The following is a 25628-nucleotide window of genomic DNA, read 5'->3' as shown; positions in this document are numbered from 1 at the left end:
GGCGGGATCGGAATCGATCAGGCGTGCGTGTCGACCGGCGGACCTCGTGGCGGGGCGTACAGGATGGCCACCGGCACATGGGCACGGGTGGGCGGAAGCGTGGCAGGCACGTGCGCCGGCGACGGCAAGGCATGGCCGATGTAGAAGGCGCTATCCAGGGCCGGCATCTGCGCGAACAGCGTGCAGTACCCGCAAGCCGCACCGTCGCCAGGGGCATCCGCGTCATGGCCGGTCGCGGCGCCGTGGTGCTCGCCCGGCGAGGTCTCGCACCAGGCACCGAGGTCCGGGAACACGAAGGCGGCCGACACGGTCCGCGAGACCGACGGCGCCAGCACGGTGAGCCAGACGGCGACCAGCGCCATCCATCCCAACCAGCGGTTTCGTGCCAGACCACGACGCACGTCGGCGTCCCCTATGTTTGCAACCCTGGACGTGGGTCCAGGGATGATGTCACGAAGTGGAGTGAACGGGATGCGGCGCGGTGTCACGGTCGTCGGGTGGCAGCGCCGGGACGGCGGGCGGATTGACGAGTACCGGCGGTTCACGCAGGCACAGCACCAGGGCGACTGCCAGCGTGCCGACCACGGCGGCGAGCAGGAAGCCGTCCAGGATCGACAGGGTATAGGCCTGCTCTCGCACGGCGGCGGACAGCAGGCCGGTCCCTCGGGCCGCCGGCCCGCCGGCACCCTGGGTCGAGGCGCCGATGAGCTGTGTGTAGGCGAGGATGCGCTCGTCGGTCATCGGGTCGCCGGCGACGATGTGTTGGCCGATCCAATAGGAATGCACCTGTTCGGCCTTGCGCGTGAACATGACCAGGACCGAGGTGCCCAGCTCGCCGCCGAAGAGTCGGGCGGTCTGGATGATCGCGCCGAAGGTGATGCCATCGGCCGGGCCGACGTGATGGCCGAAGAAATAAATCACCGCCGTCAGCTCCAGCGTCTCCCCCACGGCCTGGAGCAGCAGGGCAAGGCTGAAGTTCGGCTCCGCCCATTCGGAGGTGATGCCGGTGGCCAGCAGGAAGCCGGCGGTCGCGATGGCGAAGCCCGTGCCGATCGCGAAGCGCGCATCGGCGCGATTGAGCAGCCACGCGACGATCGGCGCGATGACCAATTGGGGAAGCGCCACCCACAGCGCCGCGTTTCCGACCTCTTCGGGACGCAAGCCGCGCACCTGGATCAGGTAGTTGGCCACCAGGGTGTTGCTCGCCGTCACCAGGAAGCGCGTCGCCGTCACCAGCAGGATCAACAGGAACACGTTGCGGCGAAGGAGCAGGGTGAAGTCCACGCTCGGCGCGTCGAGCGTCGACTCGTGGAGAAGGAACAGGCCCAGGCAGATGACGCCCAGGGCGAACAAGGTGACGATCAGCGTGGACGAGAACCAGTCGAGACGGTCGCCCTGATCGAGCGCGATGAAGATGAAGGTGAAGGCCGCGCCGCCGGTGAACATGCCGCGGAAATCGCCGTTGCGCAGGTAATCGCGATCGATGGGCAGGCGTCGCAGGCCAAACCAGTAAAGTACGAACAAAGGCACGGCTACGACCGTGTTCTGCCAGAAGATCCAGTCCAGGTTGACGTGGTTCGCGTACCAGCCTTCCAGCGTGGACGCGATGTTGAGGCCGAGGACGATATTCATCGCATAGGCCGCCAGGCCCCATGGCCAGAGACTCTTGGGCAGCGCGGTGAGGATGAAGGCCGCGGTCAGCGGAATGAACGTGCCCGAGCCGAGCCCCGCGAGGCACTGCAGCATGAGCAGGATGCGCAGGTCGGGCGAGAAAGGAATCAGGAATTCCGCCAGGCCGTAGACGACGCAACCGACCAGCAGCACGCGACGTGGCGTGAAGGCGCGACCGAGGAACACGGACAACGGCCCGATCATCATCTGCGACGCGGAGAACGCGGTAGGAATCCATGCGCCCTCGTCGAAGCCGGCACCGACCGCACCGCGTACGTCGGCCAGGCCGATGGACGTCAGCCGTGACGTCAGCGTGGTCGCCAGCGCGCCGATAAGTACGGCGACGATGCCCAGCCAGGGCAGGTTGGTCGGAGGGGCGGGGGCGGCGCTTGCTGCGGGTGCCGTCGCATTCATGGCGATGCCGCCGCCGTGGCCTCGGGCTGGCGTGGGACCGCATCGCCTTCCTTCCACCCACCGCCGAGCGCCTTGATCAGCGAGACCGCGGCGAGCAGCCGTTGCTGGTCGTTCTCGATGGCGGCGCGCTGGGTATTCAGCGCCTGACGCTCGGAATCGACCACCTCGAAGTAGCCGGCCAATCCACGGTCATAGCGTGAGCGAGACAACTTCGCCGCCGCCGTGGAGGCATCGACCGTGGCATCGAGCGCGGTGCCGCGTTCGCGCAACCACGTGGTATCGGTGAGCGCGTCCTGCACCTCCTGGAAGGCGGTGATGCCGGTCTGCCGCCATTTGGCCTCGGCGCCACGGTAAGCGGCTTCCGCGCCTTCAAGCCTTGCGCGATTGCGCCCGCCCTCGAAGATCGGCAGGTTGACTACCGGGCCGAAGGACCAGACCTCGCTCTGGCTATTCGTGAGATCGCTGAGGCGAGGACTGACGAAGCCGCCCGAGGCAGTGAGGCTCACCGAGGGAAAGAAAGCGGTCTTCGCCACGCCGATGCGCGCGCTTGCCGCCGCGAGCGCACGCTCGTCGCTGGCGACATCGGGGCGGTGTTCGAGCAGGGTCGAAGGCAGGCCGGCCGGTACGTCGGGCACGTGGGGTGTCCAGGCCACGGTTGCCACGCTGAATTCCGCGGCGTTACGTGCTTCGAGGACAGCCAGCGCGTGTTCGAGGTTGTCGCGGCGGCGCCGCGCATCGGCAAGGTCGGCACGTGTCTGGCTCAGGTCGGCGCGGGCGCGCAGGACATCGAGATCGCCCACCACGCCGGCGCGGGCACGGCGATCGGCAAGCTTGAGCTCATCCTCGCGCACACCCACCGTACGCGCCAGCACATCGATCTCGCGATCGCTGCTACGCAGGGACAGATAGGTCGACACGGTGGCCGCGGCGAGGCTCAGGCGTACCGCGGCAATCGCGTCGGCGCTGCCCTGGAGGTCCGCACCGGCGGCCTCGACGCTCCGGCGCACGCGGCCCCACAGGTCCACCTCGTAGGCGAGTTCCACCGGCGCCTGCCACACCGTGGTCTCGAGGACGGGGAACCGGTTATCGATACTTCCGGAGGTCCGGGCCCGCGAGTAACCGGGCGCGAAGCTCACATCCGGGTATTGGTCCGCCCGCGCCACACCGAGCAGGGCCCGGCTCTGGTCGAAGCGCGCGAGTGCACCGGCGAGATCCTGGTTGGCGGCCAGGGTCGCGGTGACGTGGTGATCCAGTTCGTCGTCGCCGAACAGTTTCCACCAGGCGTCCGGAATCGCTGCCGTCGAGGCGGAGGGCTCTTTCCAGGCGGCGGGCAGGGGCGTGTCCGGGCGCTGGTAGTCCGGACCGAGCACGCAGCCGCCCAGGCCAGTGACGCATAGTGCCAGCACCAGGACCCGCGCTCTCATGGGCCGCCGTCCGTCGCGTGGATCTTCACGATCGTCGACAGGCCTGGTGCCAGCCGTTCGCGGTAGCGACGCAGGTCGTCGTCGCCGAAGAGGATCTTCACCGGCACGCGCTGGACGACCTTGGTGAAGTTGCCGGTGGCGTTGTCAGGCGGCAACAGGGCGAATTGCGAGCCCGAGGCCGGCGACAGGCTGTCCACGTGGCCGACGAAGGTGACGTCCGGCAAGGCATCGATGGTCATCTTCGCCTCCGTGCCTCGTTTCATGCCATGCAGCTGGGTCTCCTTGAAGTTGGCCACCACCCAGACCTGGTCGGAGACGATCGAGAGCAGGGTCTGCCCGGCGTTGACCCGCGCGCCCACCTCGACGGACCGCCGGCCGACATAGCCACCGACCGGGGCCAGGACCTTGGTGTACCCGTAGGCCAGGTTGGCGTCGTGCAGCGACGCCTCGGCCGTCGCGACCTGTGCCCGGGCCGACTCGGCGGCGGCGGTGGCCGCCACCTTGCGCGCCTCGGCGCTGGCCTTGTTGGCGCGCGCCGAGTCGGAGGCGGCCTTGGCGGCGTCGTATTCCTGCTGGGACACGCCCCGTGGCGTTTCATGGACCAGTTCGCTGTTGCGTTTCAGGTCGAGGGCCGTCTTTTCCACGCTGGCCTGCGCGGCGACGATCGAGGCGTTGGCCTCGACGATCTGCGCCTCGGCACTGGCCACTTGTCCCTTGGCGCGATCGATGTCCGCCCTTGCCTGCTCCACGCGGACATCGAAGTCGCGGGTGTCCAGTTCCAGCAGCACGTCGCCCGCCTTCACATGCTGGTTGTCGTCCACGTGCAGGGCGACCACGGTACCGGTGACGCGCGGGGCGATGGGGTGGAGGCGTCCGGTGATATAGGCATCCGTCGTGGTCTCGGTACGATCCAGCCAGAAAAACAGCACGATGACGAGCGTGCCGATCACCAGCAGGCCTCCAATGATGCGTAACGCGTGTTTCATCCCCGCCAACCTCCATGAATACGGCGCCACGCTGCCACCGGCCCGGTCAACTTGCTTGGCGAATCCTGCGGGGCTCGCCGTGCCGGGCCAGCCCTCACGTTTTCCTGTCGTCGGGCTGGCCATCCTTCAGGACCAACACCGAGAACGCCACCATGCCTGACGCCCGTTACGATGCCGCCTCGCCCGTGCGCGAAGGTTCCCCCTTTCCGCGTGGTGCCACCTGGGACGGCAAGGGCACCAACTTCGCGCTGTTTACCGCGCACGGTACGCGGGTGGAAGTGTGCTTTTATGACGAATCCGGCAACGAGACCGGGCGGATCGACCTGCCCGAGTACACCGACGAGGTCTGGCACGGTTACGTCCCCGGCGTGGGTCCCGGCCAGCTCTACGGCTACCGCGTCCATGGGCCCTACGAGCCCGAGAACGGCCACCGCTTCAACCCGAACAAGCTCCTGCTCGATCCCTATGCGAAGCAGATCGTCGGCGACCTGATCTGGGCCGACGAACTCTATGGGTACACCGTCGGCCATCCCGATGGCGATCTCAGCTTCGACGAACGTGACAGCGCACCCTTCATGCCCAAGGCGATGGTGATCGATCCCTCGTACAAGTGGGTTGAACACGGCAAGCCATCGGTGCCGTGGACACGCACGGCGATCTACGAGGCGCACGTGCGTGGCTTCACGATGTTGCATCCCGACGTGCCCGAGCACCTGCGCGGCACGTTTGCCGGCATGGCTACGCCGGCGGTCATCGACTACGTCCGTGACCTCGGCGTGACCTCGGTCGAGCTGCTTCCGGTGCACGCCTATCTCGACGACCACTACCTGCAGGAAAAAGAGCTTCGCAATTACTGGGGCTACAACACCATCGGCTTCTTCGCGCTGAAGACGCGATACATGTCCGGCGGCGATCCCCGCGAGTTCAAGGACATGGTCGCGGCGTACCATCGCGCCGGCCTCGAGATCATCCTCGACGTGGTTTACAACCACACCGCCGAAGGCAACGAGATGGGTCCGACCCTCTCGTTCAAGGGTATCGACAACGCCAGCTATTACCGGCTCGCCGATGACAAGCGCTACTACATCAACGACACCGGCACCGGTAACACGGTGAACCTCAGCAATGCGCGCGTGCTGCAGATGGTCAACGACTCGCTGCGTTACTGGGCCACCGAGATGAACGTCGATGGCTTCCGCTTCGACCTGGCCACGATCCTTGGCCGTGAGCCCTACGGCTTCGACGAAAACGGCGGCTTCCTCGATTCCTGCACCCAAGATCCCGTACTCAACCAGGTGAAGCTGATCGCCGAGCCCTGGGACTGTGGCCCGGGTGGCTATCAGGTCGGTGAGTTCCCGCCGGGCTGGGTCGAGTGGAACGACAAATTCCGCGATACCGTGCGTGCGTTCTGGAAGGGTGAGGGCGGCACGCTCGCCGAGTTCGCGCGCCGTTTCACCGGCTCCGCCGACCTGTTCGACAAGCGCGGTCGTCGCCCGTACGCATCGCTCAACTTCATCACCGCGCACGATGGTTTCACGCTCCGCGACCTGGTCAGCTACAACGACAAGCACAACGAGGCCAACGGCGAGGACAACCAGGACGGTTCGAGCAACAACCACTCGTTCAACCACGGCGCCGAAGGCAATACGAAGGACGCGGGCATCCGCGCCATGCGCCAGCGACAGTCGCGCAACCTTCTGGCCACGCTGTTCCTCGCCCAGGGCACGCCGATGCTGTTGGCCGGTGACGAACGCGGAAACACACAGAACGGCAACAACAACGCGTACTGCCAGGACAACGAGATCAGCTGGATCGACTGGAGCGACGATCCGACCCAGGGCGGCCTGGCCACGGCGGTGCGCGAGCTGGTCGCCATCCGCGATCGTTTCCCGATTCTTCGGCGCGGACGTTTCCTCGACGGTCGTTACGACGATGTGGCCGAGGTACGCGACATCGTCTGGCTGAACCCGGGCGGTGGCGAGATGCAGCAGGAACACTGGGAGGATCCGCGTGCCCGTTCGATCGGCATCCTGCTCGACGGCCGCAGCCAGGCATCGGGTGTGCGTGAGCGCGGGAACGACCAGACCGTGCTGATCCTCATCAATGCTTTCGATGGAGGCGTCGAGTTCACCTTGCCCGAGGGGGCCTGGACCGTCGCGTTCTCGACCGATCTGGACCTGGCTGTCGATACACCGGCCGAGGATGGCAAGCTGATCGCACCGCCGCGCAGCTTCGTGGTGCTTGCCGCGGGGTAAGCGCAGCGTTGACCCTGCGACGCAGGCGTACCTATATTGCGAGACCTTCCGCCGGGACCGACCCCATGCGCCTTCGTCCCCTTGTCGCGCTCATACTGATCATCGGTTCCGGCGGCGCCGCGGCCGCCGACCTCGTGGTCTCGGCCGCTTCCAGCCTGACCGACGCCTTCCAGGCCGTCGGCAAGGCCTACGAGGGCAAGCATCCCGGTACACACGTGCTGCTCAATTTCGCCGCCTCCGACGTCCTCCTGCGACAGATCGCCAGCGGCGCGCCGGCCGATGTCTTCGCCTCGGCGGACCAGACGGCCATGGACAAGGCGGTGGAGGCGAAGGCCATCGAGCCAGCCACGCGCCAGGATTTCGCCAGCAATCGCCTGGTCCTGATCGTGCCCAAAGGCAGCAAGGCGCGGGTGACCTCGCCGGTCGACCTCAAGGCCGACACCATCAAGCGCGTCGCCTATGGCGACCCCGCCTCGGTGCCCGTGGGCCGCTACACCAAGGCGGCCCTCGAGCAGCAAGGCCTGTGGGACGTCGTGTCGGCCAAGGGCGTCCTGGCACAGAATGTCCGCCAGAGCCTCGATTACGTGGCCCGTGGCGAAGTGGACGCGGGTTTTGTCTTCGCCACCGACGCGAGCATCGTGAAGGACAAGGTCGAGGTGGCCGCCACCGTCCCGACGCCGAAGCCGATCACCTACCCGATCGCCGTCGTTGCCGCTTCGAAGCAGGCCAGGGAGGCGGCCTCGTTCGAGGCCTTCGTGCAGTCGCCCGAAGGGCGCGGCATCCTCGCCGGGTTCGGCTTCCAGGCCCCCTGAGTTCCGGTGGGCGCCATCTGGGTACCGCTCGCGCTCACGCTCAAGGTCGCGCTGTGGGCGACGGCCATCAACCTGCTGCTGGGTGTCGCCGTGGCGTTCGGTCTGTCGCGATGGCGCTCGCCGGCGCGCGAGGTGGTCGATTCCATCCTCACCCTGCCGCTCGTGCTGCCGCCGACGGTGCTCGGCTACTACCTCCTTGTCCTGCTGGGCCGACGTGGCGTCTTCGGTGCCTGGCTGGACCGGCTCGGTATCGAACTGGTGTTCACCTGGCAGGGCGCGGTGATCGCCTCGACCCTGGTGGCTTTTCCGCTGGTGCAGAAAGCCGCACGCGCAGCCTTCGAAGCGGTGGACCCTCAACTGGAGAGCGCCGCGCGCGTCCTCGGCCTGCGCGAGGCGGCCGTGTTTTTTCGTGTCTCCCTGCCGTTGGCGGCACGCGGCATCACGGCCGGTGCGCTGCTGGCGTTCGCGAGGGCGTTGGGCGAGTTCGGCGCTACGCTGATGATCGCCGGCAACCTGCCGGGCCGGACGCAGACCTTGTCTGTCGCGATCTACGCCGCGGTGCAGGCGGGTGACGACGGGACGGCGGGCGTGATGGTCGCCGTGACCTCGGTGACCTGCGTGATCGCCTTGCTGCTCGCCGGCTGGCTGGCGCCGGATCACCTGCGGAGGTCGCGGCCGTGAGCGTGGATATCGCGATACGCAAGACGCTGCGCTCGGATGAGCGTCATTTCGAACTCGACGTGACGATCGTTTCGCAGCAACGACGCATCGTCCTGTTCGGTCCGTCGGGCTCGGGCAAGAGCCTCACGCTTCGTGCGGTGGCCGGGTTGCTCACGCCGGATGCGGGTCACGTGCTCATCGATGGCCGTGTCCTGTACGACGCGGCGTCCCGCGTCGATCTCCCCACCCGTCTGCGTGACGTCGCGTACGTCTACCAGGACTACGCCCTGTTCCCGCATCTCACCGTGGCGCAGAACATCGGCTTCGGCCTGGACCGTGGCTGGCTGAATCCGGGACGGCGTCGAAGGGATGCGCGCGTACAGCGCTGGATCGATAGCCTCGAGCTTGGAAACATCGCCGACAGCTACCCGTCGCGCATCTCCGGTGGCCAGCGCCAACGCGTCGCCCTGGCACGGGCCCTGGCGACCGAGCCGCGGATCGTCGTCCTCGACGAGCCCTTCGCCGCCCTCGATCCCGCGTTGAGGGGACGTATGCGCGCCGAACTGCTGGCGCTGCAGGCGCGCCACGATCTCCAGCTCATGGTGATCACCCACGACCCCGCCGATGTCGATGCGCTGGATGGCCACACCTTCGAAATCCGCGATGGCCGGGTCGTCGGCGCCCCGGCCGCCCCCGGCTCGTGGGATGATGCCCGCCTTTCGTGAACCACCACCCGGCGAACCAGGCAACGCAGTGACGGCAGGGCATGACAACCAGGGCGGCAGGGTCATCGCGACCCATGCCATCAAGTACCTGCTTACCGCGGCCATCGTCGGCGGCGCGATCTTCCTGCTGCATCGGTATATCGCGAGGATGGCGTGGCACGACGTGCTGGCCGCGATCGAGCGGATTCCCCGGTGGCATGTCGTCGGCTCGATTCTGGCGACCCTGGTCAGCTGGGCCTGCCTCACCGCCTATGACGTCTTCGCCGTGGAAACCGTCGTGCCCGGCAAGGTGTCGATGCGGATGAAGATCTTCTCCGGGGTGACCACGCACGCGGTCTGTAACGCGCTCGGCTTTCATGCGATCACCGGGACCGCCTTGCGCTACCGCATGCTTTCCACGCAAGGCGTCAGCGCGCCGGATGTCGCCCGCGTCGTCGGTCTGGTCGGCTTTGCGGTGGGCATGGGTTTCGCGGGTGTCACCGCGATCGCGTTGATGCTCGAGCCGGCCATCGCCCACGGCTGGGGTCGATGGCTCGGCATGGGCCTGATCATTCTCTTCGTCCTGCTGCTGCGCTGGCTGGCGGGCAAGCACGACGAACTGAAACTGTGGAAGTTCACCACGCCGGTGCCATCGGCCCGGTCGGCCGGTGCGCAGATCGTGATCGGTGTGGTCGAGATGATCGGTGCGATCACCGCGATGTACCTCTTGTTACCGACGGACATCGCCGGAAGCTTCCTCGACTTCGCACCGATCTACGTCGGCGCGATCCTCGCTGGCATCGTCAGCAACACGCCCGGTGGTATCGGTGCGTTCGAGGCGATCACGCTCGCCGCGTTCCCACAGGAGCAGCGTGCGCAGGTGCTTGCCGCCTTGCTGGCCTATCGCGCGATTTATGGCTTGGGTCCCTTCGTGTTGGCCTCGCTTGCGCTAGGTGCTTATGAAGTGCGTCGCCGTGCGAGGAAGACGGCATGACGGCGGTACGCGGGCTTCTTCTCGCCGCCACCCTCGTCCTGGCCGCGTGCGCCACGCCGCACGCCCGGCGTACCGATGTGTTGTTCTGGAACCAGCCGGAGCGCGATGCCGCGTTCCGCGCGATGGAAACGCACTACGCCAGTAACGTCGTCCACCACGGCGTCGCTCATCCGCTCCCGGCGGGCGACGCGCTGCAGCCTCGCTTCGCCGATGGCGGCACACTCGACACCTACATGACGGCACATCATGTCGCCGGGGTGATGGTCGTGCAGAACGGTCGCGTGCGTCTCGAGCGCTATGGTCTGGGCGCAACGCCGGAAACGCGCTGGACATCGTTCTCCGTCGCGAAGTCGTTCACCTCGACCCTGGTCGGTGCGGCACTGCGCGATGGTTCGATCCACAGCCTCGATGACAAGGTCACGCGCTATCTTCCCGAGCTCGCGGCGGGCGCGTATCGCGACGTCACCGTGCGCCAGCTGCTGACGATGACCTCGGGCGTCCGTTGGAACGAGGACTACGTCGATCCGAAGTCCGACGTCGCCATGATGTACGAAGGCGCGCGCCAGCCCGGTGTGCCCTTGCTGGTCACTTACATGGCGCCGCTGCCGCGTGAGTTCGCGCCGGGCGAACGCTGGGTCTACAAGACCGGCGAGACCGACCTGATCGGCATCCTGGTCACCCGCGCGACACACAAGACCCTGGCCGCGTATCTGTCCGAAAAGATCTGGAAGCCGTACGGCATGGCGTCGGATGCGTTATGGCTGAAGGATGACGTCGACGGCACGGAAGCGGGTGGGTCGGGCGTCTCGGCCACGCTGGCGGATTATGCCCGCCTTGGACAGTTCCTTCTCGAAGGCGGTATCGCGGGTGGCAAGCCCGTGCTGGCGGACGGCTGGCTTGGCGACGCGACGCACAAGCACGCCGATATCGGCGTGCCCGGACGCGGCTACGGCTACCAGTGGTGGACGTACGACAGCGGCGCTTTCGCTGGCATCGGTATCTTCGGGCAGCTGCTTTACATCGATCCCGCCCGCCATCTCGTGATCGCGCAAATGGCCGCGTGGCCGGTGGCCACCAATGACGAACAGGCCCGGGCGCGCACGGCCTTCGTCGATGCCGTCATCGCCGGCCTGGATCGCTGAGGCGACCCGGCAGAGGGATTGGGCCTAAAATGCCCGGACCCTCCCCCGATACGTACGAAGGCCAGCCCCATGGCGCTTACCTGGAACGACCTCATCAGCACGCCGGACAAGGAAGCGATCGATGCGCTTGCCGAGTCCTGGAACTGGCTCATCGGCGACACCTTCACGCCCCTGCTGTTCACGGCCCTGGGCGACATGTTTTTCGAGGCCGACGCCGGTGGCGTCTTCTGGCTCAATACCGGCACCGCCGAAGTCGAGCGTGTCGCGGACAATGTGGATGCGTTCAACGCCCTGCTGCGTGAAGAGATTGCCGATGACTGGCTTTTGCCGGGTCTCATCGAAGCGCTGCTCGAGGCAGGCAAGACGCGCGCGGAAGGCGAGTGCTACACCTACGTCACGCTGCCGATCTTCGTCGAAGGCGAGTACACGGTGGAGAACTTGAATCCGGTTCCCGCGAAGGAGCACTTCGAACTCACCGGTTCGATCCTTCGTCAACTCGACGATCTGCCCGATGGCGCGGACGTGGACATCGAGGTCAAGCACTGACCTCGATCAATAGAGGAAATCGTCTTCGCGTTGATGACGCAGTGCGACGATCGTCACCCAGCTGCCCGCGATGTCGAAAAGGGCGACGTAACCGGTCGCACCAAACGACACGACCAGTTCGCGCAGAAACGGATTGTCGGGAGACGCCTTGCGGCAAGTGAAAGGAAATGATTCGAGTAGCGCTGAGGCACGGACAATCGCATCGAGCGCGCGGTCGGCCAAGGTCGAGTCGACTCCCTCGATGAAGTCCATGAGGCGGTGAAGGTCCTCTAGCGCTGTATCCGTGTAGCGGACCTCGTAGCTCATTACTTGCCCTTTGCTTTTCGTGACCGAGCAAGGCGCTCGACGATATCCTTATGTACATCCGCCGCCGCGTGATAAACGCCTGTGCGTGCTGCTTCGTCACGTGAGGCAATGCCCCGGGCGATGAATTCACTCTGCATCCGGCGACGATCTATCGCTTCGGACATGGCGGTTTCGACGAACGAAGAAAGCGTTTCGTCTTCGCGGAGGACACTCTCGGCCTGCTGGCGAAAGGCCGGCTCAACGCGGATCGAAGGAATCGTGGCGGACTTCATGGGCTTACTCCTGCATTGCATTTGCGATGCAGCATAGCGCGCTTCGATCTTCCCTGTCACCCAGGCGGTTGCGGGAGTTCAGCCGGACACATAGTTCGAGATTTCGATCAGGTTCTGGTCGGGATCACGCAGGTATACCGAGCAAATCGGGCCTGTCGCGCCGGTGCGGTCGACCGGTCCTTCTTCGATAAGGACACCGAGCGCGTTGAGTTCCTCGATCACCTGGTCGAGCGGTGTGCTGGCGATGAGACAGAGATCGATGGCGCCGGGCGTGGGCGCCTTTGCCTTGGGCTCGAATTCCTTGCCCTGCTGGTGAAGGTTGAACTTTTGCCGGCCGAAGGTGAGTGCTTTGCGACCTTCGCCGAACGTGACGACGTTGAAACCGAGCACGCGCGTGTAGAAGGCGATCGTCGTATCGATGTCGGCGACGGTGAGGACAATGTGGTCGAGGCGGTCTATGTTCATCCGCCCGACGATACGCCACTCATTCGGTACATGCAGCCGCACGCGATGTCAGCAACGCCTGCTCGCGTTCGTTGCGTGTCATCGCGGCAGCGCGGAGGAACGCCTCGCGCGCTTCGGCAAAGCGTCCGAGGCGGAAGAGCAGGTCGCCCTGCACGCTGGGTAGCAGGTGGTAGTCCCTCATCGAGGGCTCATCGACCAACGAGTCCACGATATCCAGGGCGACACCCGGGCCCTCCGACATCGATACGGCGACCGCACGATTGAGCTCGACGACCGGCGATCGCACGACGTCGACCAAGGCCGCGTAGAGCGCAGCGATGCGTGCCCAATCGGTGTCTTCGGCGCGCGCGGCACGCGCATGGCAGGCGGCGATGGCGGCCTGCAAGGCGTAAGGTCCCTTCGCGCCGCCCAAGCGCTCCGCGCGCTGCAATGCCTTCAGGCCGAGGCCGATCAGCAGCCGGTCCCAGCGACCCCGATCCTGTTCCAGCAGGAGGATCGGCTCGCCATCCGGACCGATACGTGCGCCCGCACGCGAAGCGTGCATTTCCATCAGGGCGACCAGTCCGTGCACCTCGGCTTCGGCGGGCATCAGTCCGGCAAGCACACGACCCAGCCGTTGTGCTTCGGCGCAGAGGGCGGGGCGCATCCAGTCGCCGCCAGTCGTCGCGGCATAGCCCTCGTTGAACACGAGATAGACCACGCGGAGCACGGCGGCGAGGCGATCCCTCAATTCATCGCCACGAGGGACTTCGTAAGTGACCGACGCATCGGCGAGGCTGCGCTTGGCGCGGACGATACGCTGCGCAACCGTCGCTTCGGGAACGAGGAAGGCGCGAGCGATCTCGTCGGTGGTCAGGCCGCCGAGCAGGCGCAGGGTGAGCGCGACCTGGGCTTCGATGGAGAGCACCGGGTGGCAGGCGGTGAAGATCAGCCGCAGCATGTCGTCGCCGATATCGTCGTCGAGCGCGTCGATCAGGGTGTCGTCGGCCGACTCGAGCATGCCCTCCATGTCCTTGCCGAGCGCCTCGAGTTTGCGGCCAGCCATCCGCTCACGTCGGATCCGGTCGATCGCGCGATGCTTCGCCGTCTGGGTCAGCCAGGCGCCGGGATTGTCGGGTACACCCGACGTTGGCCACTGCTCGAGAGCTACGACCAGGGCGTCCTGGGCCAGCTCTTCGGCCAGCCCCACGTCGCGCACCATCCGGGCGATGGTCGCGATCAGTCGTGGTGATTCGATCTTCCAGATCGCGTCGATCGTACGGTGGGTATCACGGGCGGTCATGACGTCGGATCAAAGCACCCGACGTCATGCCAGGCAAGCCGCGCTGCCGCATCAGTCGAGGGTGGCCAGCAACTCACGCATGGCGTAGAGGGGGCGTATCTCGAGACGGGCTGCGTCACCATCGGGGAAGGGATAGGTCTGCGTCCAGGCGATGACCTCGTCGATCGAGTCCACGCGCAGCACCCAGAACCCCGCGATCATCTCCTTGATCTCGGCGAACGGTCCGTCGATCACGGCAGCGTGGCCCTTGCCGAAATGCACCCGTTTCGCGTGCCGGCTGGAGGAAAGCCCGAAGCCGGCGATGAGGAACCCGGCCTCGTGGCCGGCCTTGTTCGCTTCCATCATCTTGCCGAGCACCTCGGGACCCGGATCGAAATCCGTTTCGCTGCGGACGTTGGCCTTCAGCATCACCATGTAGCGCGGCTGCTCCGAGTCCCCCTCGGCGGGGTCGCCGAAGCCCGAGAGGCCGCCAGGGCAGCCGATCGGCCGGATTTCTACCTCGGCCGCGCCGTGCGCGTCTTCCTCGGGCCATCCCGATACCCAGGACACCGCCTGCTCCATCGAGTCGGCCTCGATGATGCTGAAGCCGGCGACCAGTTCCTTGGTCTCGGCAAACGGACCGTCCACGACAACGGGCTGGCGGCCGTCGACGAAATGAAGGCGGACGCCGTCGCGGCTCGGCTTGAGACCCTCGCCCGCGAGAAAGCGGCCATCCGCGGCCAGCGTGTCGAGATGCTCGGCCATGGCGTCGACCAGCTCACGGCTCGGCGCGGCGCCGGCTTCGCTGTCGGCATCGGCCTTACGTACGATCAGGAAGCGCATGGGCGTCTCCGGTCAGGGGTTGGGGCGCTTTTCAGCGCCGTTGATCATCCAGCTGACGCCGAATCGGTCGGTGAACATCCCGAACCGTTCGGCCCAGAAGGTCTCGGCGATCTGCATGTGCACGCTGCCGCCCTCGGACAGGCCGGCGAAGACGCGATCGGCATCGGCAGCCTTGTCGAAGCCCAGGGCGACCGACACACCGTGCATCCCCTGGTAAGGCATGTGCGGCGGGCTGTCGGAGGCCATGAGCCACTGCTCGCCGATCTGCAGGCGGGCATGCATCACTTTTTCTTCGGTTCCCGGAGGCATCGAGGGCTGCCCCGGCTGCGCCGGCATGTCCTTGTAGCGGGCCATCATGATGATCTTCGCGCCAAGCACTTTCGCGTAGAACTCGAAGGCTTCCTCGCAGTTGCCGTTGTACGAGAGGTAAGGAGTGACGGTCATGGTGCTTTCCTCGTCGGAATGGGGGTCAGGATTTTGCCGCGACTTCCGCGTGCATGCGTTCAACCGTGGCGCGAGCCTCGGCCGTCAGGGACTCTTCACCGAAGTCGTCCATTTCGAACATGCGACGAATCTCAATTTCCGAGGCTTCGCCCTCCATCGGATTGGGCGCACGCTTCATCCACTCGATGGCCTCGTCGAGCGAGCGAACCTGGATCAGCCAGTAGCCGGCGACCAGTTCACGGGTCTCGGCGAACGGGCCATCGATGACTTCCCGGCGGTCGCCGTCGAAGCGGACACGCGCGCCGTCGCTGCTCGGACGCAGCCCGTCGGCGGCGAGAAGCACGCCTGCCTTCACCATGTCCTCGTTGAACTTGATCATCGCCGTCATCAAGGCCTCGCTGGGCATGTCGCCGGCTTCCGACGCCTTCGTCGCCTTAAGGATCACCATGAAACGCATGCGCCTTCTCCGTCGTCATGGCCGGGACGGGTTCCCGGCCTTCATGACTACGTCGATTGTGCCCTCAGCCAATCGACACGGGCGTACGAATATTTTCAGTCGCGTGGCGCCAGGAGCGGGCCGGTGCCTCGAAACGGCAGCGAACGCCGTCTTCCTCGAAGGTGACGGCGGCCTCGCCGCCGGCCTGACCCGCCAGGACGCGCTCGATGAAGCGGACGCCGAAACCGAGATGGGCGGGTGGCTCTACAGGTCGTCCCCCGGTCTCTTTCCAGGTGATCTGGACGCGTTCCAGGTCGGGGTCGAAGCGCCAGCACAGGGATACCTGCCCGGAACCGACCGCCAACGCCCCGTACTTGGCGGCGTTGGTCAGCAGCTCGTGTACCGCCATGGCGATCGCGACGGCCGTGGCCGAGGCCAGCATCAAGGGAGGGCCATCGATGGTGACGCGGTCATGCCCGGGGTCATGGGGAGCGACGGTCGCCTCCACCACGTTGCGCAAGGCGACGTCTTCCCAGGCGTAGGTGACGAGCAGGTCGTGCGCGCCGGCCAATGCCCGCAACCGGCTTTCGAAGGTCTCCAGGGATGCGCCGACCGGACGATCCTCGCCGAAGCTCTGGGTCGCCATGGCCTGGACCACGGCAAGGGTGTTCTTCACCCGGTGGCTCAGTTCGTTGACCAGGATCCGCTGTGCACGGGCCGCATCCCGGTGGGCCGTGACATCGATGCAGCTCCCCCAGTAACCGGCGAAGCGGTCGTCGCGATAGAACGGCTTGCCGTTATCGAGCAACCAGCGGTACTCGCCATCGTGACGACGCAGGCGGTACTCCATGGAAAAGGGCTCACGTGCCTTGAAGGCGCCCACGTAGGTAGCCAGGCAGCGATCGATATCTTCCGGGTGGACCCCCGTGGCCCAGCCATGGCCGACCTCGTCCTGCATCGAGCGGCCGGTGTAGCTGAGCCACGGCAAGTTGAACCAGTCGCAAAGCTGATCCGTACCCGAGCGCCAGATCATGACGGGCGCGAAATCGGCCAATTCCCGGAATTCCCGGTCACCTGCGATGAGCGACCGCTCGTAAGGACTTTTCGCCTCGTCGTACATCCCTTTCCCCTTCGCTTCCCCTGCCGGCCGACGATATCGCAAGTCGAGGCTCGATTGAACGTCGTTTTGCGACCGTCGTGAGACCCGTCACGGGCTGGCGGATTCGCTGAATTATTCCGATTTCTTCTATTGCGGATTGATTGCTGCACGCAAGCGCCTCGAAAACACCCGAACCCTGGCGCCGCCATGTCAGAATCCGGACGCCGCTGCGACAGGGGTCGCGCGCAGCATCACCCTGGGGATCGCCATCACACTGCCGGAACACCGCCTCGGGCGCGTGGACGGCATCGATGTATCCGCAGGTACGGCATCACGCCGTCACACGAGTCAACCGGATCGGAAGGGAAACATGGATCTGCTTCGTTTCATCGCGTCGTTGCCCGTGCGCCTGCTGCGCGGCCTGCTCTGGCTGCTCGGGACGGCCCTGCGCCCTGTCTTCGGGAACATGTCCTGGTCTGCCCCCGCCTGGGTACCGGCCACCGGCCAGGCCGCCCGCCAGCACCCACTGAAGTTCACCGGGACGATTGCCGGGGTGCTCATCCTGGTCGCCGCCGGATGGTTGGGCTGGCACTGGTGGGAGAACCGACCGAAGCCGGTCGAGCCAAACCGGATCACGTTCGAAGCACCGGCGCCGGAGGTCAGCGATTACGAGCACGCCCCGGTGACCATCCATCCGCTCACGGTCACGTTCTCCGCGTCCGCAGCGAAGCTCGAGTCGCTGGGCAAGCCGGTCACCGACGGCATCGCCATGGATCCGAAGCTGCCCGGCCAGTGGCATTGGGAAAACGACCGCGTGCTGACCTTCGTCCCCGCCGCCGACTGGCCGGTGGGCCGAAAGATCGAGGTCCGTTTCGACAAGGCCAAGGTCTTCGCGCCGCACGTGCTCCTGGCGGATGACCAGTTCACGGTCGCCACGGCGCCCTTTACGGCGCGTGTGGTCAACGGCGAGTTCTACCAGGATCCGCAGGACCCCACCAAGAAGAAAACGATCGTCCAGCTGGGCTTCAACTATCCGGTGGATGCCGCGCAACTGGAAAAGCGCCTCGCGCTCGACCTGCGCAATCGCAACGAAAAGCGTGGTGCGGAGCTCAAGTTCAGCGTCACCTACGACGAGCACCACCTCAACGCCTTCGTCCACTCCCAGCCCCTGCAGCTACCGCGCGACGACGGCTCGGTCGGCCTCAAGATGGACGATGGCGTGCGCAGCAGTCGTGGCGGCGACGGCACCGACAAGGCACTCGAAACCGCGGTGCGCGTACCGGGTCTCTACAGCCTCGCCCTCGACGAGGTCTCGGCGACGCTCGTCGATAACGCCCGTTTCGAGCCGGAGCAGGTCGTGGTGATGAACTTCGGCGGCCCGGTCAGCGATGCCGAACTGGCGAAGCACCTGCATGTCTGGGTCGTGCCGGAGGACGGCACGCATGCCTGGTCGGTCTCCACGATCGGCGACAGCGACCTGCGTTCCTTCGCCCAGATCAAGCCGGACATCGTCCCGACCGAGAACGACTGGTCGGCGGCCCAGAGCTTCCGCTACCACGCCCAGCCGGGCCAGCGGATCTACGTGCGCGTCGACAAGGGGATGACCTCGTTCGGTGGCTACGTGATGGCCAAGCCGCGCGTCGACCTGCTGACCGTGCCCGACTACCCGCGCCTGCTTCGCTTCATGGCGGATGGCTCCCTGCTTTCGCTCAGCGGTGACAAGCGCATCTCGGTCGTCTCGCGGAACATCCCGGGCATGCGTGTCGAAGTCGGCCGTGTTCTGCCGGACCAGTTGCAGCACCTGGTGTCACTCAACTCCGGCAGCTACGCCAAGCCCGAGATGTATGGCTTTACCTCGGACCATATCGTCGACCGCTTCGTGAAGACGGTCTCCTTTCCTGATGAGGGCCCGGGCAAGGCGCATTACGAAGGTTTCGACCTCGGCCAGTACCTCGCTGCCGGCAAGCGCGGCGTGTTCCTGCTCAAGCTCTCGGGGTATGACGAAAAGGCCGTGCAGGAAGCGCGGGATCGCCGGGTCAAGGCAGCCCGTGAAGCCGCGGCCCGCGATGCCGGCGCCGATGCCGATGCTGCCGCGGCGGAGGCCGCGAAGGACGATGACGACAGCGCCAGCGCGCCGTACGACTGGCCGAAGGATGAGCGCCTCGTCGTCATTACCGACCTCGGTGTGATCGCCAAGAAATCCATGGATGGCAGCCAGGACATCTTCGTCCAGTCCATTCGCACCGGCTCGCCGGTATCCGGTGCCTCGGTTGCGGTGATCGCGAAGAACGGCAGCACCCTGTTCACCCAGAACACTGGCGCGGATGGTCGCGCGCACTTCGCCAATCTCAAGGGCTTCACGCAGGAGAAGGCGCCGGCGATGTACGTGGTGCGCCAGGGCGAGGACCTCTCCTTCCTGCCGGTGACGTCGTACGATCGCATACTGGATTTCTCGCGCTTCGATATCGGCGGCGAGCCCAACGCACATAGCCAGGGCCAGCTGTCCGGCTACCTGTTCTCCGACCGCGGCATCTACCGTCCGGGCGATCTCTTCCACATCGGCATGATCGTCCGCGCGAACAGCTGGACACGTAGCGTTGCGGGCATGCCGCTGATCGCCGAGGTGGTCGACCCGCGGGGTACGACGGTGCGCCAGCAGATCGTCTCGATGGACGCAGCCGGCTTCGCCGAGCTCGACCACACCACGGCCGAAACCTCGCCGACCGGCAACTGGACCGTGAACCTGTACATCGCCAAGGACGGTAAGCCGTACTCGCAAATCGGCAGCACCACGGTGCAGGTCAAGGAGTTCCAGCCCGATCGCATGAAGGTCACGGCCAAGCTGTCCACGGCGGTCACCGAAGGCTGGGTGAAGCCGGCGCAGCTGAAGGCCCTGGTCGACGTGCAGAACCTGTTCGGCACGCCAGCGGCCGATCGACGCGTGGAAGGCTCGCTGGTCCTGCGTCCTGCCTTCCCCTCGTTCCCCAGTTACAAGGACTACCACTTCTACGACGTGCGCCGCGCGAAAGAAGGCTTCGAAGAAAAGCTCGCCGACGCGAAAACCGACGCCAAGGGCCATGCGGAGTTTGCGCTGGACCTTTCCAAGTACGCCGACGCAACCTACCAGCTGTATTTCCTCGCCAAGGCCTACGAAGCGGAAGGTGGCCGAAGCGTCGCCGCCGCCACGCAGGGCATGGTGTCGTCGAACGACTGGCTCGTCGGCTACAAGGCCGTCGACAATCTCGACTATGTCAGCCGCGATGCGAAACGCAGTGTCAACCTCGTGGCGATCGATCCGTCTGCCAAACGCATCGATCTCAAGGGGCTGAAACAGGCGATCGTCGAAACGCGATTCGTTTCCGTGTTGACCAAGCAGGATTCGGGCGTCTTCAAGTACGAGTCGAAGGCGCGCGAGACCACCGTGTCCGAAACGCCGCTGACGATTCCGTCGGCTGGCCTCGAGGTGGCGCTACCGACGGACAAGCCGGGCAATTTCGCACTCGTGCTCAAGAACGCCGAGGGCAAGGAAGTCAATCGCGTCGCCTGGTCGGTCGCCGGCGAAGGCAATGTCTCGCGCTCGCTCGAGCGCAATGCCGAGCTGCAGCTGACCTTGTCGAAGAAGGACTATGCGCCCGGTGAAGCAGTGGATATTGCCATCCGGGCGCCGTATGCGGGCAGTGGCCTGATCACCATCGAGCGTGACAAGGTGTACGCCCACGCCTGGTTTCACGCCGAGTCGACGAGCACGGTCCAGCACATCACGGTGCCGGCCGACTTCGAAGGCAACGGTTACATCAACGTGCAGTACGTGCGCGACCCGTCGTCCGACGAGATCTTCATGAGCCCGCTGTCGTTCGGCGTCGTGCCGTTCTCGGTGAACATGGATGCGCGGCGTAACGTCCTGGCCGTGGAGTCACCGCAGCTGGTCAAGCCTGGCGATACCGTCACTTTCCACGTGACCTCGACGACGCCGACGCGCGCGGTGGTCTTCGCCGTGGACGAAGGCATCCTCCAGGTCGCGCATTACAAGCTGGGTGATCCGCTGCAGTACTTCTTCCGCAAGCGCATGCTCGAGGTCTCCACGTCGCAGATCCTCGACCTGATCATTCCGGACTTCCAGAAGCTGATGACGATGGCCGCGCCCGGCGGCGATGCGGACGGTGCCATCGGCCGCCAGCTCAACCCCTTCCGTCGGAAGCGTGACAAGCCGGTGGCCTACTGGTCCGGCATCGTCGACATCGATGGCTCGCGCGACCTCACGTACAAAGTGCCCGACTACTTCAACGGCAAGCTGCGCGTCATGGCGGTGAGTGTCTCGCCGGAGAAGATCGGCACGTTCGAAGGCCAGACCACGGTCCGCGGCGACTTCGTGCTCTCGCCCAATGTGCCGACGACGCTCGCCCCGGGTGACGAGGCCGAGATCAGTGTGGGGGTGGCGAACAACCTCACCGGTCTGGGTGGCAAGGAGGTGCCGGTGGCGGTAAGCCTCAAGCCTGGCCCGCAGTTGCAGATCGTCGGCGACGCAACGAGCACGCTCAACCTCGGCGAGATGCGCGAGGGCGTGGCGATCTTCCGCGTACGCGCCACGGATAAGCTGGGTTCGGGCAACATGACATTCACCGCGGGCTTCAACGGGAAGTCGGCGAAGCAGAGCGTCGACCTTTCCGTCCGGCCTGCCTCGCCGCTACGGACCGACCTCGCCTTTGGTCGTGTCGACGCCCACGGTCGTGCCGACGTGACGTCACTGCGCGACATGCATGACGAGTACGCCAGGCGCGACGCCTCGTTCTCCACCGTGCCCGTCGTGCTGGCGCGTGGGCTTGCCACGTACCTGATCGACTTCCCGCACTACTGTACCGAGCAGGTGATCAGCGCCGCGATGCCGGCCCTGATCCTCGGCAAGCGCCCGGAGTTCGGCGACATCAAGCCGGCGCGCATGATGGACGACGAGACGCCGCCAGCCGATCCGGTCGCGGCGCTGTTCGACGTGCTTCGCGCTCGACAGAACGGCCAGGGCGGCTTCGGACTGTGGACCGCCACGCCGGACACGCATGTGTTCGCCACGGACTACGCGGTCCATTACCTCGTCGAGGCAGGCGATCATGGCGTGGCCGTGCCGGCCGACCTCCTGGCCTCGGCGGACAACGCCCTGCGCCAGATCGCCGCCGACGACAGCGGCGATTCCCTGGTGGAGATGCGCCAGCGCGCGTATGCGATCTACCTGCTGACGCGCCAGGGCAATGTCACCACGAATGACCTCGCTTCGGTGCAGCGTCGTCTCGACGAGGTCTATCCCAAGCAGTGGCGTGACGACCTTGCCGCGGCGTGGCTCGCCGCGTCGTACCAGTTGCTCCATCAGGACAAGCTGGCCAGTGACCTCATGGCTCGTCCGCGCAAGCTGCTTACGCGCAAACCCGCGGACGAGGCCTATCGCTACGAGGACTACTACGACGCGCCGATCCGTGACGCGTCGGTACTCTACCTGTTGGCCAAGCACTTTCCGGAGCAGGCAAAGGCCTTGCCGCCGGAAACGATCGAGAACCTTGTTCGCCCGCTCGCCAGGGGCAACTACAACACGCTGTCCTCCGGCATGATCATCATGGCGCTGGATGCGTGGGCGACGCAGGCCGGTGGTGACGTGAGCAAGCTGTCGATCGGCTCGGTCGCCGCGAGCGGCGCGGTCACGCCGATCGGCGCCGCGAAGGGCTCGTTGGTCGACGCCCACTGGACAGCCGGCGCGCAACGCCTGCGCCTGGTGAACGACGCCGATGCAACCGCATGGTACGGCGTTGCGCAGACCGGCTTCGACCGCAAGCCTTCGACCGATACGCGCAAGGACGGTCTGGAGATTACCCGTACGTATACGGACACCAAGGGGAAATCCGTCGACAAGGTCGAGACCGGTGACGAGATCGACGTGCACGTGAGGGTCCGTTCCACGAGCGATCACGACGCTTACAACATCGCCATCGTCGATCTCCTGCCGGGTGGCTTCGAACCCGTGCTGTCGACGGCTGCGCCGGCGGATGCGACGGAAGCGACGCCGTCGTCGGATGAGGCGACGTCGGACGACTCGGGGACGCAGGAAGGTAGTGACGCTGGTGCCGACAGCGACGGCGCCGCCGAGAGTGAAGAGGACAATACGCCTGCGTGGCACTCGCCCATCGGCAATCCGGAGTCCACCTGGAAACCCGAGTATGCGGACGTTCGCGAGGATCGTGTCGTGGTTTACGGTGTGGCACGGACCGACGTACAGGAGTTCATCTATCGCATCAAGGCGACCAATGCCGGCAAGTTCGTGATCCCGCCGGCCCTGATCGAATCGCTCTACAACCGAGGTGTTCAGGCACGCGCGCCCGGTGGCGGCATCATGACCGTGGAGCGCAAGCCCTAGGCCATCACGCTTTGCGTAGGAGCCGACTCATCGGCGATCCCGCGGCAGCGGGCGAGGATTTGGCGAGCACCCTTTCGCCGATGAATCGGCTCCTACATGACGACGTGCAGTAACGATGAGACTTATTTCCCGCCTCCGCCGGATCAAGTGGCACAACGCGCTCGTCGCGTTGCTGCTGCTTGTCGCCGTGCCGGTGGGTATACGGCTCTGGCCACACGCGCCACTCCGCGCGTGGTTCCCGTCGTCGACGGCCGTCTACGACGCGGATGGACGCCTCCTTCGACTCACCCTTGCCAGTGACGAGCGTTATCGCCTCTGGGTGCCGCTCGAGGACATCTCGCCCGCCCTGGTCGATGGCGTGTTGCTGCACGAGGACCGCTGGTTTCGCTGGCATCCCGGCGTAAGCGCCTGGGGCCTCGTGCGCGGCGCCTGGGTGACGTACGTGAGGCATGGCAATCCGCAAGGTGGTTCGACCATCACGATGCAGCTGGCACGATTGATCTGGCACCTCGACACACGCCATCCCGGTGGCAAGTTCGTGCAGGCGCTGCGTGCCCTCCAGCTGGAAGCGTTCTACTCCAAGCACGACATCCTCGAGGCCTATCTCAACGCCGCTCCTTACGGTCGCAATGTGGAGGGCGTCGGCGCGGCAAGCCTCGCCTACTTCGGCAAGGCCCCGTCGCGGTTGAGTCTTCCGGAGGCGCTGACCCTGGCGGTGATCCCGCAGGAGCCGTCGCGCGGACTGCCTGGCAACGTCAACGGCAGTGCCGTGATCGATACCGCCCTGAAGGCATCACGTGACCGTCTCTTCAGCCGCTGGGTGATGAAGCATCCGACGGACGCGAGCGCCGCACCGTTGTTCGAGCTTCCGCTGCGACTCCGCCCGCTATCGCGCCTGCCGTTCGAAGCGCCGCACTTCGTCGAGCAGGTGCTCGCGGAACGGCGGCTCGATGGCGGCGACGACATGCGTGTCACGACCACGCTCGATCTCGGGCTACAGCACAGTCTGGAACGTCAGGTACACCAGTACGTGCAACGCAGTGGCGATCGCGGCATCCGCAACGCCGCCGCGATCCTCATCGACACCCGGGACATGGGCATCAAGGCGATGGTCGGCTCCGCCGACTATTTCGACTCGTCGATCTACGGACAAGTGAACGGCACGCAGGCCAAGCGGTCCCCGGGCTCCACGCTCAAGCCGTTCATCTACGCCCTCGGCTTCGACCAGGGTCTTCTTCATCCGGAGACGGTGCTGCGCGACGTACCCTCGTCCTTCGGACCGTACACGCCGGAGAATTTCGACGGCCACTTCCTCGGTCCGGTAACGGCGACGCAGGCATTGGTGCGCAGTCGGAACATCCCCGCCGTGCAGATCGCGGCAAAGCTCGCCGATCCGAATCTCTACCAGTTCCTGCACGATGCCGGCATCTCACGCATGGCCAGCGAAAAGCACTACGGGCTCGCACTCGTTCTCGGTGGCGGTGAGGTAACCATGCAGGAGCTGGGTGGCCTGTACGCCATGCTTGCCAATCGCGGTGAGCTGCGCCCTCTGCGTACGTTGGCCGGTCAGCCGCGCACGAAAGGTACGCGCATGCTCAGCGAGGAGGCGAGCTTCATGGTCATGGACATGCTTCGGCAGAATCCACGGCCGGACGATGTGGTGGCGGCGCAGCCGTCGCGGTTGCCGCTCTACTGGAAAACCGGTACCTCGTGGAGTTTTCGGGATGCGTGGACGGCGGGTAGCTTCGGCCCTTACGTTCTCGTGGTGTGGATCGGCAACTTCGACGGCAGCGGCAATCCCGCCTTCGTCGGCGTGGATGCGGCCGCGCCGCTGTTTTTCCGCATCGCCGATGCCCTGCGTGCCGAACGTCCGGGGCTGGCCGAACCCATCCGGCGAAATCCACCCAACCTCCGTCGCGTGCCAATCTGCCTGGCCAGCGGCGACCTGCCGAACGCATGGTGCCCCCAGGTCGGCAGCACCTGGTTCATCCCGGGCAAGTCGCCGATCCGTGTCAGCACGATCCATCGACCCGTCGTCGTGGACAAGGACAGCGGAAAGCCGGCATGCCCGCCCTACGACCCCGAACACACGCGCACGGAAGTCTACGAATACTGGCCTTCCGATCTCGCCCGCGTGTTCGCACAGGCCGGCATGGCGCGCCGCACACCGCCGCCCTTGCCCGATTGCCAGGGCGGCGGTCAGTTGGCGGGCGATCCGCCCAGGATCACGTCGCCTCTGAAGGGAAGCACCTACCAGATTCGCGTGTCTCACCTGGGCAACGAACGTATCGGCTTCGCGGCGACGACCGATGCCGGATCACACACGTTGTACTGGTTTGTCGATGATGCCTATCTCGGCAGTGTGGCCAGTGGGCAGTCGCTGATGTGGGTACCCGAGCGTACAGGGCGCTTTCTCATTCGTGTCGTCGACGATCACGGACGCACGGATTCGCGCAATCTGAGTATCGGCGTCGTCGAATAAACCAGATCCGTTGAACCT

Annotated in this window: 21 protein-coding genes; 9 read left to right on the top strand and 12 right to left on the bottom strand. The window is 65.7% G+C overall.

Annotated features, from left to right (window positions below; genetic code table 11):
- Window positions 1-17: 17 nt before the first annotated feature.
- Genes BJI69_RS06540 through BJI69_RS06525 form a run of 4 tightly spaced genes read right to left on the bottom strand, consistent with a single transcriptional unit; the run spans window position 18 to window position 4495 of the window.
- Window positions 18-401 carry a DUF2946 domain-containing protein gene (locus BJI69_RS06540; protein ID WP_125902997.1) on the bottom strand — a complete coding sequence of 128 codons (384 nt, stop codon included), beginning with the start codon at window positions 399-401 and terminating at the stop codon, window positions 18-20.
- Between the two features lie 49 nt (window positions 402-450).
- Complete coding sequence (locus BJI69_RS06535) at window positions 451-2085, bottom strand: MFS transporter (protein ID WP_052766982.1); 1635 nt, start codon at window positions 2083-2085, stop codon at window positions 451-453.
- Window positions 2082-3509 carry an efflux transporter outer membrane subunit gene (locus BJI69_RS06530; RefSeq protein WP_046965741.1) on the bottom strand — a complete coding sequence of 476 codons (1428 nt, stop codon included), beginning with the start codon at window positions 3507-3509 and terminating at the stop codon, window positions 2082-2084. The genes BJI69_RS06535 and BJI69_RS06530 overlap by 4 nt, the downstream gene beginning before the upstream one ends.
- A complete protein-coding gene (locus BJI69_RS06525; RefSeq protein WP_162200958.1) occupies window positions 3506-4495 on the bottom strand; it encodes an HlyD family secretion protein in 990 nt (329 codons plus the stop codon). The genes BJI69_RS06530 and BJI69_RS06525 overlap by 4 nt, the downstream gene beginning before the upstream one ends.
- A 152-nt stretch (window positions 4496-4647) precedes the next feature.
- Between BJI69_RS06525 and glgX the strand changes: the two genes are divergently transcribed.
- From glgX to BJI69_RS06490, 7 genes are all read left to right on the top strand, one after another.
- Window positions 4648-6750, top strand: a complete 2103-nt coding sequence (glgX, locus tag BJI69_RS06520; protein ID WP_046965739.1) for a glycogen debranching protein GlgX — start codon at window positions 4648-4650, stop codon at window positions 6748-6750.
- A 65-nt stretch (window positions 6751-6815) separates the two neighbouring features.
- A complete protein-coding gene (modA, locus tag BJI69_RS06515; protein ID WP_046965738.1) occupies window positions 6816-7562 on the top strand; it encodes a molybdate ABC transporter substrate-binding protein in 747 nt (248 codons plus the stop codon).
- A 6-nt stretch (window positions 7563-7568) separates the two neighbouring features.
- Entirely contained in the window at window positions 7569-8243 is a 675-nt protein-coding gene (gene modB, locus BJI69_RS06510; RefSeq protein ID WP_046965737.1) for a molybdate ABC transporter permease subunit, read from the top strand.
- Window positions 8240-8947 carry an ATP-binding cassette domain-containing protein gene (locus BJI69_RS06505; protein ID WP_046965736.1) on the top strand — a complete coding sequence of 236 codons (708 nt, stop codon included), beginning with the start codon at window positions 8240-8242 and terminating at the stop codon, window positions 8945-8947. The genes modB and BJI69_RS06505 overlap by 4 nt, the downstream gene beginning before the upstream one ends.
- Window positions 8948-8975: 28 nt before the next feature.
- The gene (locus tag BJI69_RS06500) at window positions 8976-9920 is read left to right on the top strand and encodes a lysylphosphatidylglycerol synthase transmembrane domain-containing protein (protein ID WP_052766981.1); all 945 of its coding nucleotides are present in this window, start codon (window positions 8976-8978) and stop codon (window positions 9918-9920) included.
- Window positions 9917-11062, top strand: coding sequence for a serine hydrolase domain-containing protein (locus BJI69_RS06495; RefSeq protein WP_052766980.1), 1146 nt, complete (start codon window positions 9917-9919; stop codon window positions 11060-11062). Before BJI69_RS06500 ends, BJI69_RS06495 begins: the two co-directional genes overlap by 4 nt.
- Before the next feature lie 69 nt (window positions 11063-11131).
- Window positions 11132-11608: a T6SS immunity protein Tdi1 domain-containing protein gene (locus BJI69_RS06490; RefSeq protein ID WP_046965735.1), complete on the top strand. Its 477-nt coding sequence runs from the start codon at window positions 11132-11134 to the stop codon at window positions 11606-11608.
- 6 nt (window positions 11609-11614) lie between these two features.
- On the opposite strand, the gene BJI69_RS06485 is transcribed toward BJI69_RS06490, so the two are convergent.
- The 8 genes from BJI69_RS06485 to BJI69_RS06445 form a co-directional block, all read right to left on the bottom strand.
- A complete protein-coding gene (locus BJI69_RS06485) occupies window positions 11615-11914 on the bottom strand; it encodes a type II toxin-antitoxin system RelE/ParE family toxin (RefSeq protein WP_046965734.1) in 300 nt (99 codons plus the stop codon).
- Window positions 11914-12186 carry a YlcI/YnfO family protein gene (locus BJI69_RS06480; RefSeq protein WP_046965733.1) on the bottom strand — a complete coding sequence of 91 codons (273 nt, stop codon included), beginning with the start codon at window positions 12184-12186 and terminating at the stop codon, window positions 11914-11916. The genes BJI69_RS06485 and BJI69_RS06480 overlap by 1 nt, the downstream gene beginning before the upstream one ends.
- Before the next feature lie 78 nt (window positions 12187-12264).
- Window positions 12265-12651 carry a VOC family protein gene (locus BJI69_RS06475; protein WP_046965732.1) on the bottom strand — a complete coding sequence of 129 codons (387 nt, stop codon included), beginning with the start codon at window positions 12649-12651 and terminating at the stop codon, window positions 12265-12267.
- Window positions 12652-12670: 19 nt separating this feature from the next.
- Window positions 12671-13933 carry an RNA polymerase sigma factor gene (locus BJI69_RS06470; RefSeq protein ID WP_046965731.1) on the bottom strand — a complete coding sequence of 421 codons (1263 nt, stop codon included), beginning with the start codon at window positions 13931-13933 and terminating at the stop codon, window positions 12671-12673.
- 51 nt (window positions 13934-13984) lie between these two features.
- A complete protein-coding gene (locus tag BJI69_RS22060) occupies window positions 13985-14755 on the bottom strand; it encodes a YciI family protein (RefSeq protein ID WP_052766979.1) in 771 nt (256 codons plus the stop codon).
- A 12-nt stretch (window positions 14756-14767) separates the two neighbouring features.
- The gene (locus BJI69_RS06455) at window positions 14768-15199 is read right to left on the bottom strand and encodes a VOC family protein (RefSeq protein ID WP_046965730.1); all 432 of its coding nucleotides are present in this window, start codon (window positions 15197-15199) and stop codon (window positions 14768-14770) included.
- A 25-nt stretch (window positions 15200-15224) separates the two neighbouring features.
- A complete protein-coding gene (locus BJI69_RS06450) occupies window positions 15225-15656 on the bottom strand; it encodes a YciI family protein (protein ID WP_046965729.1) in 432 nt (143 codons plus the stop codon).
- A gap of 64 nt (window positions 15657-15720) precedes the next feature.
- Window positions 15721-16755, bottom strand: coding sequence for a sensor histidine kinase (locus tag BJI69_RS06445; RefSeq protein ID WP_052766978.1), 1035 nt, complete (start codon window positions 16753-16755; stop codon window positions 15721-15723).
- 349 nt (window positions 16756-17104) lie between these two features.
- Here BJI69_RS06445 and BJI69_RS06440 point away from each other — a divergent pair, with 349 nt between their 5' ends.
- Both BJI69_RS06440 and pbpC read left to right on the top strand, forming a co-directional pair.
- The gene (locus BJI69_RS06440; RefSeq protein ID WP_046965812.1) at window positions 17105-23128 is read left to right on the top strand and encodes an alpha-2-macroglobulin family protein; all 6024 of its coding nucleotides are present in this window, start codon (window positions 17105-17107) and stop codon (window positions 23126-23128) included.
- A 115-nt stretch (window positions 23129-23243) separates the two neighbouring features.
- Window positions 23244-25610 carry a penicillin-binding protein 1C gene (pbpC, locus tag BJI69_RS06435; RefSeq protein ID WP_046965728.1) on the top strand — a complete coding sequence of 789 codons (2367 nt, stop codon included), beginning with the start codon at window positions 23244-23246 and terminating at the stop codon, window positions 25608-25610.
- Window positions 25611-25628 lie beyond the last annotated feature (18 nt).

Source organism: Luteibacter rhizovicinus DSM 16549 (assembly GCF_001887595.1).
GTDB classification, from domain to species: domain Bacteria; phylum Pseudomonadota; class Gammaproteobacteria; order Xanthomonadales; family Rhodanobacteraceae; genus Luteibacter; species Luteibacter rhizovicinus.
The sequence above is the reverse complement of the archived record's forward strand: the minus strand, read 5'-3'. Positions and strand labels throughout refer to the sequence as shown.

Bases quoted from the DNA above. Each gene is read 5' to 3' on its own strand.
- BJI69_RS06535 (WP_052766982.1), bottom strand. From the start codon at position 2,085: ATGAATGCGACGGCACCCGCAGCAAGCGCCGCCCCCGCCCCTCCGACC.
- BJI69_RS06530 (WP_046965741.1), bottom strand. From the start codon at position 3,509: ATGAGAGCGCGGGTCCTGGTGCTGGCACTATGCGTCACTGGCCTGGGC.
- BJI69_RS06525 (WP_162200958.1), bottom strand. From the start codon at position 4,495: ATGAAACACGCGTTACGCATCATTGGAGGCCTGCTGGTGATCGGCACG.
- glgX (WP_046965739.1), top strand. From the start codon at position 4,648: ATGCCTGACGCCCGTTACGATGCCGCCTCGCCCGTGCGCGAAGGTTCC.
- modA (WP_046965738.1), top strand. From the start codon at position 6,816: ATGCGCCTTCGTCCCCTTGTCGCGCTCATACTGATCATCGGTTCCGGC.
- BJI69_RS06495 (WP_052766980.1), top strand. From the start codon at position 9,917: ATGACGGCGGTACGCGGGCTTCTTCTCGCCGCCACCCTCGTCCTGGCC.
- BJI69_RS06490 (WP_046965735.1), top strand. From the start codon at position 11,132: ATGGCGCTTACCTGGAACGACCTCATCAGCACGCCGGACAAGGAAGCG.
- BJI69_RS06485 (WP_046965734.1), bottom strand. From the start codon at position 11,914: ATGAGCTACGAGGTCCGCTACACGGATACAGCGCTAGAGGACCTTCAC.
- BJI69_RS06480 (WP_046965733.1), bottom strand. From the start codon at position 12,186: ATGAAGTCCGCCACGATTCCTTCGATCCGCGTTGAGCCGGCCTTTCGC.
- BJI69_RS06475 (WP_046965732.1), bottom strand. From the start codon at position 12,651: ATGAACATAGACCGCCTCGACCACATTGTCCTCACCGTCGCCGACATC.
- BJI69_RS06470 (WP_046965731.1), bottom strand. From the start codon at position 13,933: ATGACCGCCCGTGATACCCACCGTACGATCGACGCGATCTGGAAGATC.
- BJI69_RS22060 (WP_052766979.1), bottom strand. From the start codon at position 14,755: ATGCGCTTCCTGATCGTACGTAAGGCCGATGCCGACAGCGAAGCCGGC.
- BJI69_RS06455 (WP_046965730.1), bottom strand. From the start codon at position 15,199: ATGACCGTCACTCCTTACCTCTCGTACAACGGCAACTGCGAGGAAGCC.
- BJI69_RS06450 (WP_046965729.1), bottom strand. From the start codon at position 15,656: ATGCGTTTCATGGTGATCCTTAAGGCGACGAAGGCGTCGGAAGCCGGC.
- BJI69_RS06445 (WP_052766978.1), bottom strand. From the start codon at position 16,755: ATGTACGACGAGGCGAAAAGTCCTTACGAGCGGTCGCTCATCGCAGGT.
- BJI69_RS06440 (WP_046965812.1), top strand. From the start codon at position 17,105: ATGGATCTGCTTCGTTTCATCGCGTCGTTGCCCGTGCGCCTGCTGCGC.
- pbpC (WP_046965728.1), top strand. From the start codon at position 23,244: ATGAGACTTATTTCCCGCCTCCGCCGGATCAAGTGGCACAACGCGCTC.